Source organism: Mesorhizobium sp. M0761 (assembly GCF_040320205.1).
Classification (GTDB): domain Bacteria; phylum Pseudomonadota; class Alphaproteobacteria; order Rhizobiales; family Rhizobiaceae; genus Mesorhizobium.
In genome coordinates, this window is sequence record NZ_JAMYPF010000034.1 from 1 (window position 1) to 16058 (window position 16058).

The 16058-nt window shown below is 64.6% G+C and carries 16 protein-coding genes; 14 read left to right on the top strand and 2 right to left on the bottom strand.

The genetic code is table 11. The features are described from left to right. Window positions 1-611, top strand: a 611-nt coding sequence (locus NKI32_RS30635; RefSeq protein WP_353005074.1) for an IS256 family transposase, incomplete at its 5' end; no start/stop codon positions are given. Between the two features lie 196 nt (window positions 612-807). On the opposite strand, the gene NKI32_RS30640 is transcribed toward NKI32_RS30635, so the two are convergent. After that, window positions 808-1575, bottom strand: a complete 768-nt coding sequence (locus NKI32_RS30640) for an SDR family NAD(P)-dependent oxidoreductase (protein ID WP_023698402.1) — start codon at window positions 1573-1575, stop codon at window positions 808-810. Window positions 1576-1808: 233 nt separating this feature from the next. On the opposite strand from NKI32_RS30640, the gene NKI32_RS30645 reads away from it, so the two are divergent. Both NKI32_RS30645 and NKI32_RS30650 read left to right on the top strand, forming a co-directional pair. Further along, complete coding sequence (locus tag NKI32_RS30645) at window positions 1809-1964, top strand: hypothetical protein (protein WP_353005077.1); 156 nt, start codon at window positions 1809-1811, stop codon at window positions 1962-1964. 158 nt (window positions 1965-2122) lie between these two features. Next, window positions 2123-3082, top strand: a complete 960-nt coding sequence (locus NKI32_RS30650) for an LLM class flavin-dependent oxidoreductase (protein WP_353005079.1) — start codon at window positions 2123-2125, stop codon at window positions 3080-3082. A 189-nt stretch (window positions 3083-3271) separates the two neighbouring features. Here the strand turns inward: NKI32_RS30650 and NKI32_RS30655 are convergent, their stop codons facing one another. Next, window positions 3272-3940, bottom strand: coding sequence for a cysteine hydrolase family protein (locus NKI32_RS30655; RefSeq protein ID WP_353005081.1), 669 nt, complete (start codon window positions 3938-3940; stop codon window positions 3272-3274). A 326-nt stretch (window positions 3941-4266) separates the two neighbouring features. Between NKI32_RS30655 and exbB the strand changes: the two genes are divergently transcribed. The 11 genes from exbB to NKI32_RS30710 all read left to right on the top strand — a co-directional run bounded on the left by exbB (window position 4267) and on the right by NKI32_RS30710 (window position 16017). After that, entirely contained in the window at window positions 4267-5271 is a 1005-nt protein-coding gene (exbB, locus tag NKI32_RS30660) for a tonB-system energizer ExbB (protein WP_353005083.1), read from the top strand. Further along, window positions 5261-5719 carry a TonB system transport protein ExbD gene (exbD, locus tag NKI32_RS30665; protein ID WP_353005085.1) on the top strand — a complete coding sequence of 153 codons (459 nt, stop codon included), beginning with the start codon at window positions 5261-5263 and terminating at the stop codon, window positions 5717-5719. Before exbB ends, exbD begins: the two co-directional genes overlap by 11 nt. Next, window positions 5716-6672 (top strand): energy transducer TonB family protein, encoded by a 957-nt coding sequence (locus NKI32_RS30670; RefSeq protein ID WP_353005087.1) that lies wholly within the window; start codon window positions 5716-5718, stop codon window positions 6670-6672. Before exbD ends, NKI32_RS30670 begins: the two co-directional genes overlap by 4 nt. A gap of 171 nt (window positions 6673-6843) precedes the next feature. Continuing rightward, a complete protein-coding gene (locus tag NKI32_RS30675; protein WP_353005088.1) occupies window positions 6844-7938 on the top strand; it encodes a transporter substrate-binding protein in 1095 nt (364 codons plus the stop codon). Beyond that, on the top strand, window positions 7935-8549 hold the full coding sequence (locus tag NKI32_RS30680; protein WP_023668589.1) for an ANTAR domain-containing response regulator: 615 nt from the start codon (window positions 7935-7937) through the stop codon (window positions 8547-8549). The genes NKI32_RS30675 and NKI32_RS30680 overlap by 4 nt, the downstream gene beginning before the upstream one ends. Then, window positions 8527-9429: an ABC transporter permease gene (locus NKI32_RS30685; RefSeq protein WP_023668590.1), complete on the top strand. Its 903-nt coding sequence runs from the start codon at window positions 8527-8529 to the stop codon at window positions 9427-9429. Before NKI32_RS30680 ends, NKI32_RS30685 begins: the two co-directional genes overlap by 23 nt. A gap of 13 nt (window positions 9430-9442) precedes the next feature. Further along, on the top strand, window positions 9443-10363 hold the full coding sequence (locus NKI32_RS30690; protein ID WP_023688824.1) for an ABC transporter permease: 921 nt from the start codon (window positions 9443-9445) through the stop codon (window positions 10361-10363). Between the two features lie 76 nt (window positions 10364-10439). Continuing rightward, a complete protein-coding gene (locus tag NKI32_RS30695) occupies window positions 10440-12035 on the top strand; it encodes an ABC transporter substrate-binding protein (RefSeq protein ID WP_460221874.1) in 1596 nt (531 codons plus the stop codon). Then, window positions 12025-12969, top strand: a complete 945-nt coding sequence (locus NKI32_RS30700) for an acetamidase/formamidase family protein (protein WP_023693232.1) — start codon at window positions 12025-12027, stop codon at window positions 12967-12969. Before NKI32_RS30695 ends, NKI32_RS30700 begins: the two co-directional genes overlap by 11 nt. A gap of 187 nt (window positions 12970-13156) precedes the next feature. Further along, window positions 13157-14938 (top strand): ABC transporter ATP-binding protein, encoded by a 1782-nt coding sequence (locus tag NKI32_RS30705; protein ID WP_353005090.1) that lies wholly within the window; start codon window positions 13157-13159, stop codon window positions 14936-14938. Window positions 14939-15117: 179 nt separating this feature from the next. Then, window positions 15118-16017: a hypothetical protein gene (locus tag NKI32_RS30710; RefSeq protein WP_353005091.1), complete on the top strand. Its 900-nt coding sequence runs from the start codon at window positions 15118-15120 to the stop codon at window positions 16015-16017. Window positions 16018-16058: the final 41 nt, after the last annotated feature.

Below are 16058 nucleotides of genomic sequence, written 5' to 3' on the forward strand. Positions count from 1 at the left end.
TGGCCGTGGAGATGGCCAATCGCGAGAGCCGCTCGGCCTGGAAGGACTTCCTCGTCGGCTTGAAACGACGCGGTCTCAAGGGCGTGGAACTGACCGTGTCCGACGACCATGCCGGCCTGGTCGCGGCGATCGGCGAGGTGATCCCGGAAGCAGCATGGCAGCGCTGCTACGTCCACTTCCTCAGGAACGCGCTCGATCACCTGCCCAGGAAGCACGGCGACGATTGTCTGCAGGAACTGCGCTGGCTCTACGACCGGCGCGATCTCGCCGAGGCCAAGGCCGATCTCGCCGCGTGGCTGTCCAAATGGTCCGCCCGCTACCCGCGGCTGACCACCTGGGCGGAAGAAGCCATAGAACAGACGCTGACTTTCTTCCGGCTGCCGCGTCAGCATCACAAGCACCTCAAGTCCACCAACATGCTTGAACGGCTCAACGAGGAAATCCGCCGGCGCACCTATGTCGTGCGCATCTTCCCGAACGCCGAAAGCTGCCTGCGCCTGGTCAGGGCGCTGGCCGTCGAAACCAACGAAAACTGGATGGAGGCCAACCGCTATATCAACATGGATGATCTGCGCGAGCACAAGAAGCTCGCTCTACGCCAAGCCGCATGACCAGTTTCATGATCGCCCATTTTGCAGAACTTGACGCACACAACCCAGCGACGGAGTGGGGAACCACCTCGCCCTGTTGCCAACGGGTGCGCATGGATCTTCCTTGCGCCAAGGGTCGACCCCCACTCCGTCGAGCTGCGCTCGACACCTCTCCCCCGATCGACGGGGGAGAGGAAGGGCGCCAAGCCTGGGATACTCACATCGCCGTAAAACCATTATCGACAAACAGATGCGTCCCGTTAACGAAGCTGGACTCATCGCTGGCGAGGTACAGCGCTGCCTTGGCCACTTCCTCCGGCTCACCGATGCGGCCCTGCTGTGCGGCCAATGCGGCGTCCGACACGTCGACGCCGAGCTTGCCGAGATCGGCGACCTCGCGCAGGCCGTGCGGCGTGCGGATGAAGCCGGGACAGACGGCGTTGCAGCGTATGTTGCGGTCGCGGAATTCGACTGCGATGGCGCGCGCGAACATGTGGCAGGCGCCCTTGGTGGTGTCGTAGAGCACCTCCATGGGTGTGGCCGCCACAGCCGAGATCGACGAGGTGCAGACGATCGAACCGCCACCGGCAGCGATCATGCCCGGCAACACGGCGCGCGTCATCAGGAACATCGAGCGGACATTGACCGCATGCAGCCAGTCCCATTCCTGCACTGTGGTCTCCAGGAACGGCTTTATCACGATGGTGCCGGCATGGTTGAACAACACCGTGGCCGGGCCGAGCCTGACCGTCGCCGCCTTCACTGCGGCCTCGACCTGCGCCTCGTCCGAGACGTCGGCCACCCAGTGTTCGGCGATATGTCCCCGCGCGCGTATCGCCGCCGCAGTGGCTGCCGCCGCCTCGCCATTGCGGTCAATGATCGCCACCTTGGCGCCTTCGGCGGCGAACAATTCCGAGGCCGCTCCGCCCATTCCGGTCGCGCCGCCCGAGATGATTGCAATCTTGCCGGCTAGTCTTGTACCCATGTTCTGTTCCCCGTTCCCGATCGAAATGATCCGCATTTACGCCGGAATGGCGATGCTATCGCCTATGCAGACGTCGGCCAAGCTTGTCGCTCGCTTGTCGCCAACAGGGGGCTCCCAGCAATCCCAAACCAAATAATAAGGAATACTGAGAAAATCGTTCTACATATCCCCAAAAAATAGCACTCGACAAAGTCTACTGATTTTATAGATTAATCCGCAAGACGGAGGTCGATATGTCCTATATCCAGAACGCCGAGACGGACCGCACCAGCCAGAGGCTGGCCAATAGCCAGGCTTTCCGCCCGGCCTATGCCGGCGCTTTCGCCTATCTCCTCTTTGCCCTTGCGTTCGTGTTCACCGGGGCAGTCGTGCTCGGCTTGATTCCCTGACCGATCAGGCCGAAAGGGTGGCGACCTAGCGCTTTCAGTGAGTGACCGGAGTTGATGAACCGAACGCGGACGCGCTTTGGCGCTGATGCTTGTTTTTACGCATGTCGTCGTCTCAAAACCGGGGGCGACATACATCCAGCGTGATGGAGGAGATGGCAATGCCGATCGAGTTCACGCATGTTCCCGGTAAAACGCACGCCGCCGATGCCGGTTCGGCCGTACCGTTCTTCTATGATTTCGTCGAGACGGCGACCAAGCTGTCGCTGATCGAGGATTCCGGCTTCCAGAACATCGTCGTCGACGACCCGGCCGGGGTGTTGACCAATATGGACATCGCCGCCCAGGCGCTGGACCGCACCTCGTCGCTGGAAGTGGTGCTGACGCACTGGGCCGGCGTGATCGCGCCTGCGGTTGCGGCGCGGCAGCTGGCGGCGCTCGACGCCAGGAGCGGCGGCCGGCTGGCGCTGAGGATGCTGAGCGAGCCGCTGGATGACGACGATGCCGAGACGCGTCCGGTCGGCCACACCGTGGTCTGGCAGCGCATCGACGAGTATCTGGTGCTGCTGAAGCGGCTGTGGTCGAACGACCGGCCGTTCGACCATGAAGGTGCGTTCTACAGCATCAAGGGCGGCTACGTGCCCCGTAAAGGACCGCACGGTGCCGATATCACCATCCGCATGGGTGGCCAGTCCGGCACCGCGCTCAAGGTCGCCGGCCGCCATGCCGACGTGTTTGAACTCACGGCTGGTTCGCTCGACGAGATCCGCCAGCTGATGGAACGGGCGCGCAGCGCCGCCGCCGAGCATGGCCGCGCCGGCAAGCTGCGTTTTGCGCTTCCGGTCCGGGTCCGCTCGGAGGGTGGCGCCTCTACCGTCGGCCACAAGGCGGTCGAACTTTCCGGACCACCGGCGCAGATCGCCCTGTCGCTGCTGCCCTATGCGGCGCTGGGCATCAGCGAGTTCATGATCGTCGGTGTCGACCGGCCGCGCGAGATCGCCAGCGTCGGCCGCGAGACGATCGCGCTCTTGCGCAACTCGCTGGCACGCCGTGAGGCGGAGGTGCCGCAGCCTGGCGCGTTTGCCTCGCGGGGCGGGTCGGATATTCACGCAGCTGGGTAGCAGGATGGCGATCGGGAACGCCGGCGGGACAGCACCCCCCTCTGTCCTGCCGGACTCCCTCAAAGGGGGAGATTGGCAGCTTGAGCGCCGGCTCTCAACGTTGGTGATTGGCGAAAGCCGACGTGATGTCTGATGTCCCTCCTTGCGGGGGATGCCCGGCAGGGCAGAGGGGTGCTGTCCCGCCAGCGTCTAATCACCACTCAGCACGGCCAGCGCCTCCAGCACCGCGCCAGATTCCGTCAGCGTACCAAATACCCCGTCCTCCACCGTCACCATATGCAGCGCCGCGTCATGCGCGTATTGGTCGCCGCTGGCGCAGGCGTCGGCGATGGTCAGGCACTGGAAATTGCGGTCGCAGGCCTCGCGCAGCGTCGTGTGCACGCAGACATCGGTCGTGCAGCCGGAAAAGATCAGATGGGTGATGCCGCGTGCGCGCAGCACAAGCTCCAGATCCGTATAGGTGAAGGCGCTGTTGCAGGTCTTGTCGACGATGATGTCGTGCGGCGCGACGTCGATGTCGGCGACGATCTGAAAGCCGGGGCCGGAGCGCAGCAGCACGTCGGTGCCTTCGAGACCCGCCCGCTTGCGGCGCCATCTCTCGTACGGCGTCATGTCGGCCATGTCGCCGCGATATCCCTGCCTGGTGTGAATGATGGTGAGGCCGGCCGCGCGTGCCGCTGATATCAGTCGGTTGACTGTCGGCAGGATGGCGCGCAGCGGCGCGGGGTCATAACCCTTCCTGGCGAAATAGCCGGTCGGCGAGAGGAAATCCTCCTGCAGGTCGATGACCAGCAGCGCGGTGTTTGCCGGCACCAGCCGGCCGTCATAGGGGAAATCGAACGGTATCGCCTTGATCATCGCAGCCTGCCTCAATTGCTGCCCGGTATCGTGGCCCAGCAACCCTGCGGCCGTCCATCCCTCAGTGCGACGACACCAGGTAGACCGACGCCAGGACGATGTGCCGCTGAGACATCGCGCCGATAATCGTTGGCCAAAAAAGCCATCTTGTTTGTTGACTCGCAAACTCATGTTTTATAGTCAAGCAGGGCACTCGGCCGCCTGAATTGTTTCCAGCGGCTGTGCCGCGTTTGAGAGAAGCCAGAACCAGTGGCTGGATTTTCGGGGTCGACATTCCGTCACCGACCAGCCGATCGGTACGTACAATGACGAAGCGAGGACGAAGCGTGTCCAGAAATGGTTTGTTGGCGGCGCTGGCCGCGGTCATGCTGTCGGCCGGCAGCGCTGCTGCGCAAGAGCAGCCAAACACGCAGCCCAGGGTGACGACGGAACCCGCTGCAGCTGCCCGGTCGGCGGCCCAGCCTTCCCCGGTCGCAGTCGAACGGCCCGCACCGGCTGCGCCTGTCGCGCCGGCTTCGCCAACTGCCGGGCAGGCGGCGCCGACCGCGCCACAGCCGGCAACCCAGCCCGGTGCATCCGCGCAGGCCGAGCCTTCGGCAATATCGCTGACGCTGCCGCACGATCTGTCGCCCTGGGGCATGTTCATGGCCGCCGACATCATCGTCAAGGCGGTGATGATCGGATTGGCCTTCGCCTCGCTCGTCACCTGGACGGTGTGGCTGGCCAAATCGCTGGAGATTCTCTTCGGCAAGCTCGGCGCCCGGCGCGCTGCGCGCGCCATCGGCAATGCCGCCACACTGCGCCAGGCCGGGCGCTCGCTTGGCAACAATGGCGGCCCCGGTGCGCTTTTGGTGCGGGCAGCCGAGGAAGAGACTGCCCTTTCGGCCGGTGCGCTCGGCCATGTTACCGGCGACGGGCTGAAGGAACGAGTGGCGTCGCGCCTGTCGCGCATCGAGGCGGCGGCGGCGCGGCGCGTGTCGCGCGGCACCGGCGTGCTGGCGACGATCGGCTCGACGGCGCCCTTCGTGGGCTTGTTCGGCACCGTCTGGGGCATCATGAACGCCTTCATCGGCATCTCGCAGGCGCAGACCACCAACCTCGCGGTCGTCGCGCCCGGCATCGCCGAGGCGCTGCTCGCCACGGCGATGGGCCTGGTCGCGGCTATTCCCGCAGTGGTCATCTACAACCTCTTTGCAAGGTCGATAGCGGGCTACCGGCAGATTCTTGCCGATGCCTCGGCCGGGGTCGAACGGCTGGTCAGCCGCGATCTCGATTTCCGCACGGTGCCGCAGGCGCCCGCGCTGGCGGCGGTGATGGGCCATGGCGGCTAGAATTCGCGAGGCTATCGATGGCGATCTCGAAGAAAACCACGAGATCAATGTCACCCCGTTCATCGACGTCATCCTAGTGCTGCTGATCATCTTCATGGTCGCTGCCCCGTTGGCGACAGTCGACGTCAATGTCGATCTGCCGGGTTCGACCGCGACACCGGCGCCGCGGCCGGAAACGCCGCTGTTCCTGACGCTGAAGGACGATCTGACGCTGGCGATCGGCAATGACAGCGTGCCGCGCCAGACTTTTGCCTCCGTGCTCGACGGCAGAACCAAGGGCGACAAGCAGATACGCATCTTCCTGCGTGCGGACCAGGCGGTCGGCTATGGCGAGTTGATGGAGGTGATGAACCTGCTGCGCGGCGCCGGTTATCTGAAGATCGCGCTGGTCGGGCTGGAGACGGTGCCGGCGGACGCATCCGCGCCGCACCCGGGCGCCGCCCCATGACGCAACTGGCCGCGGCCGTTCCCACCGCCGACCCGCCGCGCGCCGGCGCGCGCGAGATCGGTTTGTGGGCGGCTGCGGCCATTGTCATTGTCGGCGCGCATGTCGCAATCGCCTATGCCGTGCAGAGCTTCAGCCTGGCCAACATGGCCGATGGCGGCCCGCCGCCGGCTGTGGCTATCGAGCTGTCGCCGATGATGGTGGCGCCGGCGGTGCGGGTGGACTCAGCGGCCGACGTGGTGACGCCCGAGCCGCCGAACCAGATCGAGGAGGCGGTTGCCGAACTGAAGCCCGTCGTAGAGCCCGAGCCCGGTCAGCCGGAGCCGGTCGCCGAGAAGACGGAAGCGGTTCAACCCGCCGCTCCGATCGAGACGGCAGCGGCCGAGCAGCCCGATCAATCGCCGCCGCTGGATGAGGTGGTGCCCGACATCGTCCCGACCATAGCGCCGGATGTGGTCATTCCGCTGCCCCAGACCAAGCCGGCGGAGACCAAGCCGGTGGAGGCCAAGCCGATCGAGAAGGCGAAGAAGGCTGCCGAAAAACCCAAGCCGAAACCGAAAGAGAAGAAGGAAAAGGCCGCGCCGGCGAAAGCGGTCGTGACCGCCAGTGTCGATCAAAAGGCAGCGGCGAAGGCGTCGCCGCCGAAGGCTTCGCAATCGAGAGGATCATCAGTCAGTGCAAGCAAATGGAACTCCCAGCTGATCGGATGGATCAATCGGCACAAGCGCTACCCGAGCGCGGCAAGGTCGCGGCGCGCCGTGGGTACCGCAAATGTGACCTTCGTCGTCAGCGCTTCGGGCAAGGTGACCTCCGTCCGGCTGACACGATCTTCGGGGGACGCCGATCTCGATCGCGCCGCGCTCGGCATTCTGCAGGGTGCGACGGTGCCCGCGCCACCGCCTGAGAAGGCCGGGACGGCTGTCGTGGCGCCTTTGGTGTTCACGCTGCGGAACTAGAATCAGTCGGACAAGGCCGATCCCATGACCACGTACTTTCCCGCTTGACTGACCCGCCGGACCGAATACGCTAGCGCAAAATACCGGCCTTGGTCGCCGGGCGGCAAATATGCCTCGCATGCCTCGCCCTCCGGCGCTGGCTGCGGGGCATTGTCATTTCTGAGGATCGGTTTGAAACGGCGTATCGAGATCGGCATCCTGTATTCCCGTTCGGGCAGCTACCAGCTGGTCTCCGATGCGTGCCGGATGGGCGCCATGCGCGCCATCGCCGACATCAATGCCGATCGGAGCTATGGCATCGAACTGGTTCCGGTCGAGCGCGATCCGCAAAGTAATGCCGATCGCTACGCGACTTTGTGCGAGGACATTTTCAGGACCAGCAGCGCCCGCCATGTCGTCGGTTGCGTCACCTCGTGGAGCCGCAAGGAAACCATCCCGGTGCTGGAGAAGGCCGGCGGCATGCTCTGGTATGCCTGCCCCTATGAAGGGTTCGAGGCCAACGAGCATGTCGTCTACATGCACGCCTGCCCCAACCAGCATCTGGTTCCGCTGATGGCGCATGTCGTGCCGCGTTTCGGCGCCAACGGCTTCCTGCTCGGCTCCAACTACATTTGGGGCTGGGAGATGAACCGCGTGGCGCGCGACCTGATCGCGGATGCCGGCGGCAAAGTGCTGGGCGAGCGCTATCTGCGCATCGGCGAGACCGACGTGTCGCGGCTGATCGCGGAAATCCGGGCGACGAGGCCGAGCTTCATCCTCAACAATCTGATCGGCACCTCATCCTACGCCTTCCTGGCGGCTTACCGCGAGTTGGGCGATGAGGATGCGGCATTCAGGCCGGAAAACTGCCCCGCCATCTCCTGCAACCTCACCGAAGGCGAGTTGCCGGCGATCGGCGAGACAGGGAAAGGGCATCTGTCGGTCGGGCCCTATTTCGCGCCCCGGCCGGCTGCCTTCGCTTCGTCCTTCGAGGCCTCCGCCTATGCCTCGGTGCAGGTGATGGCCGACGTGCTGTCGCGCGACACTGATGCCGGCCCGGCGGAATTTTCCAAAGCCTTCGCCGAGCGGCGCTTCTCCACCCGGCTCGGGCCGATCGCCATCGACGCCCACTCCCAGCACGCGACGCTGCCGGTGATCATCGGCCGGATCGCCGATGGCTTCTTCGAGGTCGTCAGCCAGGAGGATGAGGTCGCGCCGGATCCATATCTGTCGCGCTACGACCCCGCCAAGACGTTCGGCCGTCCGCGTCTGAGAGTGGTGTCATGACCCGGACGCGCATCCCCAATCTCGGCGGCGCGCGGGCTTTCATCCTGCATCGCCCGCATCCGACGGTGCAGGCCATCACCAGGCAATTGTCGGCCATCGGCCTGGCTACGATCGACTGCTGGCCGGAATTGCCGCCGGAAGCTCTCGCCGCCGATTTCGTCTTCTTCGATGCCGATCTCGGTTTCGACGAGCAATTCCCGTGGAAGCCGGGCGAGGCGCCGATGCCGCTGGTGGCGCTGATCGGTTCCGAGGCGCCGGGGCGTATCGAATGGGCGCTGTCGCACAAGGCCGATGCGCAGCTGCTGAAGCCGGTCGGCAATGCCGGCGTCTACAGCGCTCTGTTGATCGCGAGACAGAGTTTCGAGGCCCGAAAACATTTAGCCGGCGAGATAGCGTCGCTGCGCCAGCGCGTCGCCGAGCGCCAGACCATCGTGCGCGCGGTGACGGCCTTGTCGAAAGGCAGCGACGACGAGCGCGCCTATGCGCAGCTGCGTTCGCTGGCGATGAGCTGGCAGATCAGCGTCGAGGATGCCGCGCGTCGGATCGTGGCAATGACAAGCGAGGAAGCGACGGGGGAAGAAGGCGGCGATGACCAGTCCCATCGCGCCTGATCTACCGGTGCGCATGCCGGCAAAACCGCGCGCCGGTGTCTGGCGCCGGCTGGTGAAACGCCGCCTCGCGCTGCTCGGCCTGGTCATCGTCGCCATTGTCCTTGCCGGCGCTGTGCTGGCGCCCCGGCTGACCGGCTATGACCCCAACGAGCAGATGTTCGACGGCCTGACCATCGAGGGCTCGCCGCTGCCGCCCAGCGCCCAGTACTGGCTCGGCACCGACCTGCTCGGACGTGACCTCTTGACCCGCATCCTCTACGGCGCCCGCACCTCGCTCATCATCGGCATCGTCGCCAATGGCGTGGCGCTTTTGATCGGCACTTTGGTGGGCGTCACCGCAGGCTATTTCCGCGGCTGGATCGGCAGCGCGCTGATGCGCTTCACCGATCTGATGATGGCGTTCCCGGCGCTGCTGCTCGCCATCTGCCTGGCGGCAGTGTTTCAGCCCAGCCTGTGGATCGTCGCCATGGTCATCGCGCTGGTCAACTGGGTGCAGACGGCGCGTGTCATCTACACCGAGACATCGTCGCTGGCCGAACGCGAGTTCATCGATGCCGAGCGCAGCATCGGGGCGAGTGCGCCGCGCATCCTATTTCGCCACATCCTGCCGCATCTGCTGCCGACCATCATCGTCTGGGGCACGCTCGGCATCTCGACCACGGTTCTGCTCGAGGCGACGCTTTCCTTCCTCGGCATCGGTGTGCAGCCGCCGACCGCGTCGTGGGGCAACATCATTTTCGAGAACCAGACCTATTTCCAGGCCGCCCCCTGGCTGGTGTTCTTCCCCGGCGCCGCAATCCTGGCGTTGGCGCTGGCCTTCAACCTGATCGGCGACGCATTGCGCGACATCCTCGATCCGACGCAAAGGGGCCGGGAATAATGGGGGGCCGGTCATGATCGCCTATCTCGGCCGCCGGCTGATCCAGTCGCTGCTCATCCTGCTTGGCGTCTCGCTGATCACTTTTGCGCTGCTCTACCTCTTGCCGGCCGACCCGGTGCGGCAGATCGCCGGCCGCAGTGCTACGCCGCAGACGGTGGAAAACATCCGCCAGCAGCTCGGCCTCGACCAGCCTTTCGTCGTCCAGTATTGGCACTACCTGACGAAGCTAATCAGCGGCGATCTCGGCCGCTCCTACATCCAGCGCTCGGAGGTTACCGAGCTCATCGTCTCGCGGCTGCCGGCCAGCCTGCTTTTGATGGTGGGCGCCATATTGTGCGAGTTGCTGATCGGTCTAAGCATGGGGCTGATCGCCGCCGTCAAGCGCGGCTCCGCCACCGACCAGACCCTGATGGTGGCCTCCTTCGTCGGCGTCTCGGCGCCGCAATTCGTCGTCGGCTTGTTGCTGCTCTACGTCTTTGCCGTGCGGCTAAGCTGGTTTCCGATCGGCGGCTACGGCACATGGCGCCATCTGGTGCTGCCGTCGCTGACCATGGGCATACTCGGCGCCGGCTGGTACGCGCGCATGATGCGCTCGTCGATGATTGACGTCCTGCGCCAGGATTATGTCCGCACGGCGCGGGCCAAGGGCCTGGCGCGCAGCGCCATCATATTCCGCCACGCACTGCCGAATGCCATCCTGCCGGTCATCGCCATGATCGGCATCGACATCGGCATCTTCATGGGCGGCATCGTCGTCGTCGAAAGCGTGTTCGGCTGGCCGGGTATCGGTCAGCTGGCGTGGCAGGCGATCCAGCGCGTCGACATTCCGATCATCATGGGCGTCACGCTGGTCTCGGCCTTCGCCATCGTGCTCGGCAATCTGCTCGCCGACATCATCGCGCCGTTCATCGATCCCCGCATCAAGCTCAGATGAAAATGAAACAGAGAAAGGGAACACAACAATGAAAAAGTTTCTCGCATCCACAGTCGCGGCATCGGCCTTGGCCCTCATGCTCGGCATGACAAGCGTCCGCGCCGAAGACACGGTCGATCCCAACGCCAAGCAAGGCGGCGCCATCACCATCACCTACAAGGACGATGTTGCGACCCTCGATCCGGCGATCGGCTATGACTGGCAGAACTGGTCGATGATCAAGAGCCTGTTCGATGGGCTGATGGATTACGAGCCGGGCACCACCAATTTGAAGCCCGATCTGGCAGAAAGCTACGAGATTTCGCCCGACGGCCAGACCTTCACCTTCAAGCTGCGCCATGGCGTGAAATTCCACAATGGCCGCGAGATGACGGCCGACGACGTGAAATATTCGCTCGACCGCGTCACCAATCCGAAGACGCAGAGCCCCGGCGCCGGCTTCTTCGGCTCGATCAAGGGCTATGACGATGTCGCCGCCGGCAAGGCCGAAGGCCTGTCCGGTGTCACCGTCATCGACCCCTACACGGTCAAGTTCGAACTGACCCGGCCCGACGCCACCTTCCTGCATGTCATGGCCATCAATTTCGCCCATGTCGTGCCGAAGGAAGAGGTCGAGAAATATGGCGCCGATTTCGGCAAGCATCCGGTCGGCACCGGCGCCTTCAAGCTCGCCGAGTGGACGCTGGGACAGCGCATTGTCTTCGAGCGCAATGCGGACTATTGGCACAAGGGCCTGCCGCATCTCGACAAGATCACCTTCGAGATCGGCCAGGAGCCGATCGTGGCGCTGCTGCGCTTGCAGAAGGGCGAGATCGATGTTCCCGGCGACGGCATTCCGCCGGCCAAGTTCCAGGAGGTGATGGCCGATCCCGAGCAGAAGGCGCGTGTCGTCGAAGGCGGTCAGCTGCACACCGGCTACGTCACCATGAACACCACCATGGCGCCGTTCGACAATGTTAAGGTGCGTCAGGCCGTCAACATGGCGCTCAACAAGGCGCGCATCATCCAGATCATCAACGGCCGCGCCGTGCCGGCCAACCAGCCGCTGCCGCCGTCGATGCCGGGCTACGACAAGGACTACAAGGGTTATCCCTATGACGTAGCCAAAGCCAAGGCGCTGCTGGCCGAGGCCGGTCATGCCGATGGTTTCGACACGCAGCTGTTCGCCATGAACACCGATCCCAACCCGCGCATTGCCCAAGCGATCCAGCAGGACCTGGCGGCGATCGGCATCAAGGCCAGCATCCAGTCGCTGGCGCAGGCCAATGTCATCGCCGCCGGCGGTGACAAGGCCGGCGCGCCGATGATCTGGTCGGGCGGCATGGCCTGGATCGCCGACTTCCCCGATCCGTCGAATTTCTACGGCCCGATCCTCGGCTGCGCCGGCGCGGTGCCCGGCGGCTGGAACTGGTCGTGGTATTGCAACAAGGATCTCGACGCCAAGGCGGCCGAGGCGGATTCGGTGGTCGACCCGGCAAAGGCCGGCGAACGCGACAAGATGTGGAGCGCCATCTACGACAAGGTGATGGAAGACGCGCCCTGGGCGCCGGTCTTCAACGAACAGCGCTTCACCATGAAATCCGCGCGCATGGGCGGCGCCGACAACCTCTATGTCGACCCGGTCCATATCCCGATCAACTACGACAATGTGTACGTAAAAGATGTGCAATAACTGCGACTACACCATCCATGGGCGCCACCACCATTTCGGCTGGGACAATTCCTTTGTCCCGGCCGAGCGGGTGGCGCCCGGCGCGACCATCGAGTTCCAGTGCCTCGATGCCGCCGGCGGCCAGCTGAACGCCGACAGCACGGTTGCCGAAATCGCCAAGCTCGACTTCGCCGGGGTCAACCCGGTGACCGGGCCGATCTTCGTCGAGGGCGCCGAGCCGGGTGACGCGCTCAAGGTGACGATCGAGATGTTCAAACCGTCCGGCTTCGGCTGGACGGCGAACATTCCGGGTTTCGGCCTGCTCGCCGACGACTTCACGGAACCGGCGCTGAACATCTGGAAATACGATGCAGCCGCGCTCGAACCGGCGCTGTTCGGGAAAAACGCGCGCGTACCACTGAAGCCGTTCGCCGGCACCATCGGCAATGCGCCGGCTGAGATGGGGCTTCACTCGGTGGTGCCGCCACGGCGGGTCGGCGGCAATCTCGACATCCGCGATCTCGCTGCCGGCACGACGCTCTATCTGCCGGTTGAGGTGGCCGGCGCGCTGTTCTCGGTCGGCGATACGCACGCCGCACAAGGCGATGGCGAGGTCTGCGGCACGGCGATCGAGAGCCCGATGGACGTCGTGCTCAAGCTCGACCTTGTCAAGGACGCCAGGCTGAAGACGCCGCGCTTCACCACCGCCGGTCCGGTGACGCGCCATCTCGACGCCAAGGGCTATGAGGTAACGACGGGTATCGGGCCGGACCTGATGACCGGCGCCAAGGAGGCGGTGGCGCAGATGGTCGATCTGCTTGCTGGGCGGTATCAGATCGATCCGGTCGAGGCCTATATGCTGGCCTCGGTGTGCGGGGACCTGCGCATCAGCGAGATCGTCGACATGCCGAACTGGGTGGTGTCGTTCTATTTTCCGCGTTGCGTGTTTGAATGACGGTACGTCGGCGCCGCACCCCCACCCCGCTGCTTCGCAGCGACCCTCCCCACAAGGGGGAGGGTAAAGCGCTGCCACCCTACCTCCCCCTTGTGGGGAGGTCGGACCGGAGGTCCGGGTGGGGGTCAGCGCCAAGGTTTGTGCGAATGGTGCGACGGAACCAATCCGTCGCAGGGCTCCACCCACAATGACCCTCGCCGACAACCCCATCCTCTCCATCGCCAACCTCTCCGTCAGCGTGCGCGGCGAGGACGGCGAGCGCGATGTCGTCTCCAACCTGTCGCTGACGCTGGCGCGCGGCGAGACGCTCTGCATTGCCGGCGAATCCGGCTCCGGCAAGTCGATGACCGCGCTGGCGATCATGCAGCTTTTGCCGCAGCCGGCGGCGCGCATATCGTCAGGCATGATCCGTCTTCGGGATGGGAATCGGGGCGACACCGACCTAGCAACCCTCGACGTACGCCAGATGCGGCGCATTCGCGGCGACCGCATCGCCATGATCTTCCAGGAGCCGATGACCTCGCTCAACCCGGTTCTGTCGATCGGCCGGCAACTCACCGAATCAATCGAGGCGCATACCAGCCTGTCGTCGGCGCAAGCCCGCCGGCGCGCCATCGAGGCGTTGAAGGCGGTGCGCATTTCGGAGGCGGAAAGCCGGTTAAAGCAGTTTCCGCACGAACTCTCCGGCGGCATGCGCCAGCGGGTGATGATCGCCATGGCGCTGGCGCTCGAGCCCGACGTGCTGATCGCCGACGAACCGACGACGGCGCTCGACGTCACCGTGCAAGGCGAAGTGCTGGAGCTGTTGCGCGACCTGCAGCGCCAGCATGGCACCAGCGTCATCCTGATCACCCACGATATGGGCGTGGTTGCCGAAATGGCCGACCGGGTCATCGTCATGCGCGACGGCCGCATGGTCGAAGAAGGCACGACATCGGATATTTTTGTCCAGCCGCAGGCCGACTATACGCGCGAACTGCTGGCTGCCGTGCCGCGCATCGGCAGTGGCGTCGGTCGACAGAAATCCAGGGATGCGATTGACGTCTTGAAACCGGCCAATGTCGCCGAGATCAACGACCTGCATGTCCGCTTCGATCTGCGTGGCGGCATCTTTGGCCAGGTCACCCGCCGCGTCCACGCCGTCGAGGGCGTCAGCTTCTCGATCGCGCCCAACGAAACGCTTGCTCTGGTCGGCGAATCCGGCTGCGGCAAGTCGACGACCGCCAAGGCGCTGGCCGGACTGGCGCCGTATAGCGGCGACATCGTCATTGGCGGGCGCAATCTCTCCGGTCTTGGCCGCGACGAGCGCAAGGCGGTGCGCCGTGACGTCCAGATGATTTTCCAGGATCCCTTCGCTTCGCTCGATCCGCGCATGCGCGTCGGCGAGCTCGTCGCCGAGCCGCTGGTGATCCATGGCATCGCCTCGAAGGACGAGCGCCGGGAACGGGTCGCGGCGCTGTTCGAGCGCGTCGGCCTGTCGGCCGACCAGATGGAGCTTTACCCGCACGAATTCTCCGGTGGCCAGCGCCAGCGCGTCTGCATCGCCCGAGCGCTGGCGCTACGACCAAAACTGATCATCGCCGACGAAAGCGTCTCGGCGCTCGACGTCTCGGTGCAGGCGCGCGTGCTCGATCTCCTGAAGGAATTGCAGCGCGAATTCGGCGTCGCCTATCTCTTCATCTCGCACGACATGGCGGTGGTCGAGAACATTTCCGACCGCGTTGCCGTCATGTATCTCGGCCAGATCGTCGAGATGGGCACGCGCGACCAGGTGTTTTCCAACCCGCTCCATCCCTATACGAGGCGGCTGATCGAAGCGGTGCCGGTGCCCGATCCGGCGCAGCGCAGAACGCGCTTCGCGCGCCTCGACCAGGAAATCCCGAGCGCCACCCGCAGGATCGGGGAGGCGCCGTTGAAGCTGGCGCTGAACGATGTCGGCGGCGGCCATCTGGTTGCTGCGGAAAGCTGAGCCCGCACTGGCTGGCAGCTGTTCTTTTACTTTGTTGAGTACAACCAAGAACTGCCGTCTCGGGTTTACCGCGTCTTAGGTGGACGGCGGCCACTATACGGTCGGCGTTCTTGCCACGGGGAAAAATAGTGCTCAAGGCGGTTCTGCAGCTGCTGCCAGGTCGGTTCATGGATGTGCGCATGCGCGTATCCGCCGACTACGAGACGCGCGTCGTGGAGCGGCCCGGGCGCTGGATGAAGGCTGCCGAACTGGAGCAGCTGAGCAGCGATCTGCGGCTGGTAGCGTCCAAGACACTGAAGTTCGGCAGCCTGACCTATGGCGTGTTTTCCGGCGACCGCAGCCGGCTGGAACATTCCATCATCACCATTGTCTACCGGCGCAGCGACCGGCAGCCGATCGCCTTCAACTCGCTGGCGCTGATGGAGATATCGCTCGCCGGCAAGCCCTATGAAGTCTTGCACCTCGGTTTGGTCATGATCGATCCCGACGAGCGCAGCCGCGGGCTGAGCTGGATCCTCTACGGCCTGACCTGCTTCCTGATGTTTTTGCGCAATCAACTGCGGCCGATCTGGATTTCCAATGTCACCCAGGTACCCGCTGTCGTCGGCATGGTCGCGGAGGCGTTCAGCAATGTGTTCCCAGGACCGCATGCCGGCGCGCGCCGCTCGCTTACCCATGTGCTTCTGGCGCGGCAGATCATGGCGCGCCATCGCCATGTCTTCGGTGTCGGCCCCGAAGCTGGTTTCGACGAAGAGCGCTTCGTCATCACCAACGCCTATACGGGCGGCTCGGACGATCTGAAGAAGACCTTCGACGAGGCGGCCAAGCACCGCGTCGAGACCTTTAACGAGTTCTGCCGCAAGGAACTCGACTACACGCGCGGCGATGATGTGCTGCAGATCGGACAGATGAGCTTTCAGTCGGCGCGCACCTATCTCGCCGACGCGGTTCCGCGCGGCTCGCTTGCCGCCCTTGCGGTAGCAGGTGCGGCGGCCACGCTGCAGCGGCTGGTTTTGCCGGTGGTACACTGGGCGGATAGCAGCCGCCAATGGAATGTGCTGAGACCATGGACACGCTGATGGCTTCATCCGTGATGATGCCTGGGTGTGAGCTGATGGGC

What these genes read in the sequence shown, in the direction of transcription:
- NKI32_RS30640 (WP_023698402.1), bottom strand. Translation starts at nt 1,575, where the DNA reads ATGGGTACAAGACTAGCCGGCAAGATTGCAATCATCTCGGGCGGCGCG.
- NKI32_RS30645 (WP_353005077.1), top strand. Translation starts at nt 1,809, where the DNA reads ATGTCCTATATCCAGAACGCCGAGACGGACCGCACCAGCCAGAGGCTG.
- NKI32_RS30650 (WP_353005079.1), top strand. Translation starts at nt 2,123, where the DNA reads ATGCCGATCGAGTTCACGCATGTTCCCGGTAAAACGCACGCCGCCGAT.
- NKI32_RS30655 (WP_353005081.1), bottom strand. Translation starts at nt 3,940, where the DNA reads ATGATCAAGGCGATACCGTTCGATTTCCCCTATGACGGCCGGCTGGTG.
- exbD (WP_353005085.1), top strand. Translation starts at nt 5,261, where the DNA reads ATGGCGGCTAGAATTCGCGAGGCTATCGATGGCGATCTCGAAGAAAAC.
- NKI32_RS30670 (WP_353005087.1), top strand. Translation starts at nt 5,716, where the DNA reads ATGACGCAACTGGCCGCGGCCGTTCCCACCGCCGACCCGCCGCGCGCC.
- NKI32_RS30680 (WP_023668589.1), top strand. Translation starts at nt 7,935, where the DNA reads ATGACCCGGACGCGCATCCCCAATCTCGGCGGCGCGCGGGCTTTCATC.
- NKI32_RS30685 (WP_023668590.1), top strand. Translation starts at nt 8,527, where the DNA reads ATGACCAGTCCCATCGCGCCTGATCTACCGGTGCGCATGCCGGCAAAA.
- NKI32_RS30690 (WP_023688824.1), top strand. Translation starts at nt 9,443, where the DNA reads ATGATCGCCTATCTCGGCCGCCGGCTGATCCAGTCGCTGCTCATCCTG.
- NKI32_RS30695 (WP_460221874.1), top strand. Translation starts at nt 10,440, where the DNA reads ATGCTCGGCATGACAAGCGTCCGCGCCGAAGACACGGTCGATCCCAAC.
- NKI32_RS30700 (WP_023693232.1), top strand. Translation starts at nt 12,025, where the DNA reads ATGTGCAATAACTGCGACTACACCATCCATGGGCGCCACCACCATTTC.
- NKI32_RS30705 (WP_353005090.1), top strand. Translation starts at nt 13,157, where the DNA reads ATGACCCTCGCCGACAACCCCATCCTCTCCATCGCCAACCTCTCCGTC.
- NKI32_RS30710 (WP_353005091.1), top strand. Translation starts at nt 15,118, where the DNA reads ATGCGCGTATCCGCCGACTACGAGACGCGCGTCGTGGAGCGGCCCGGG.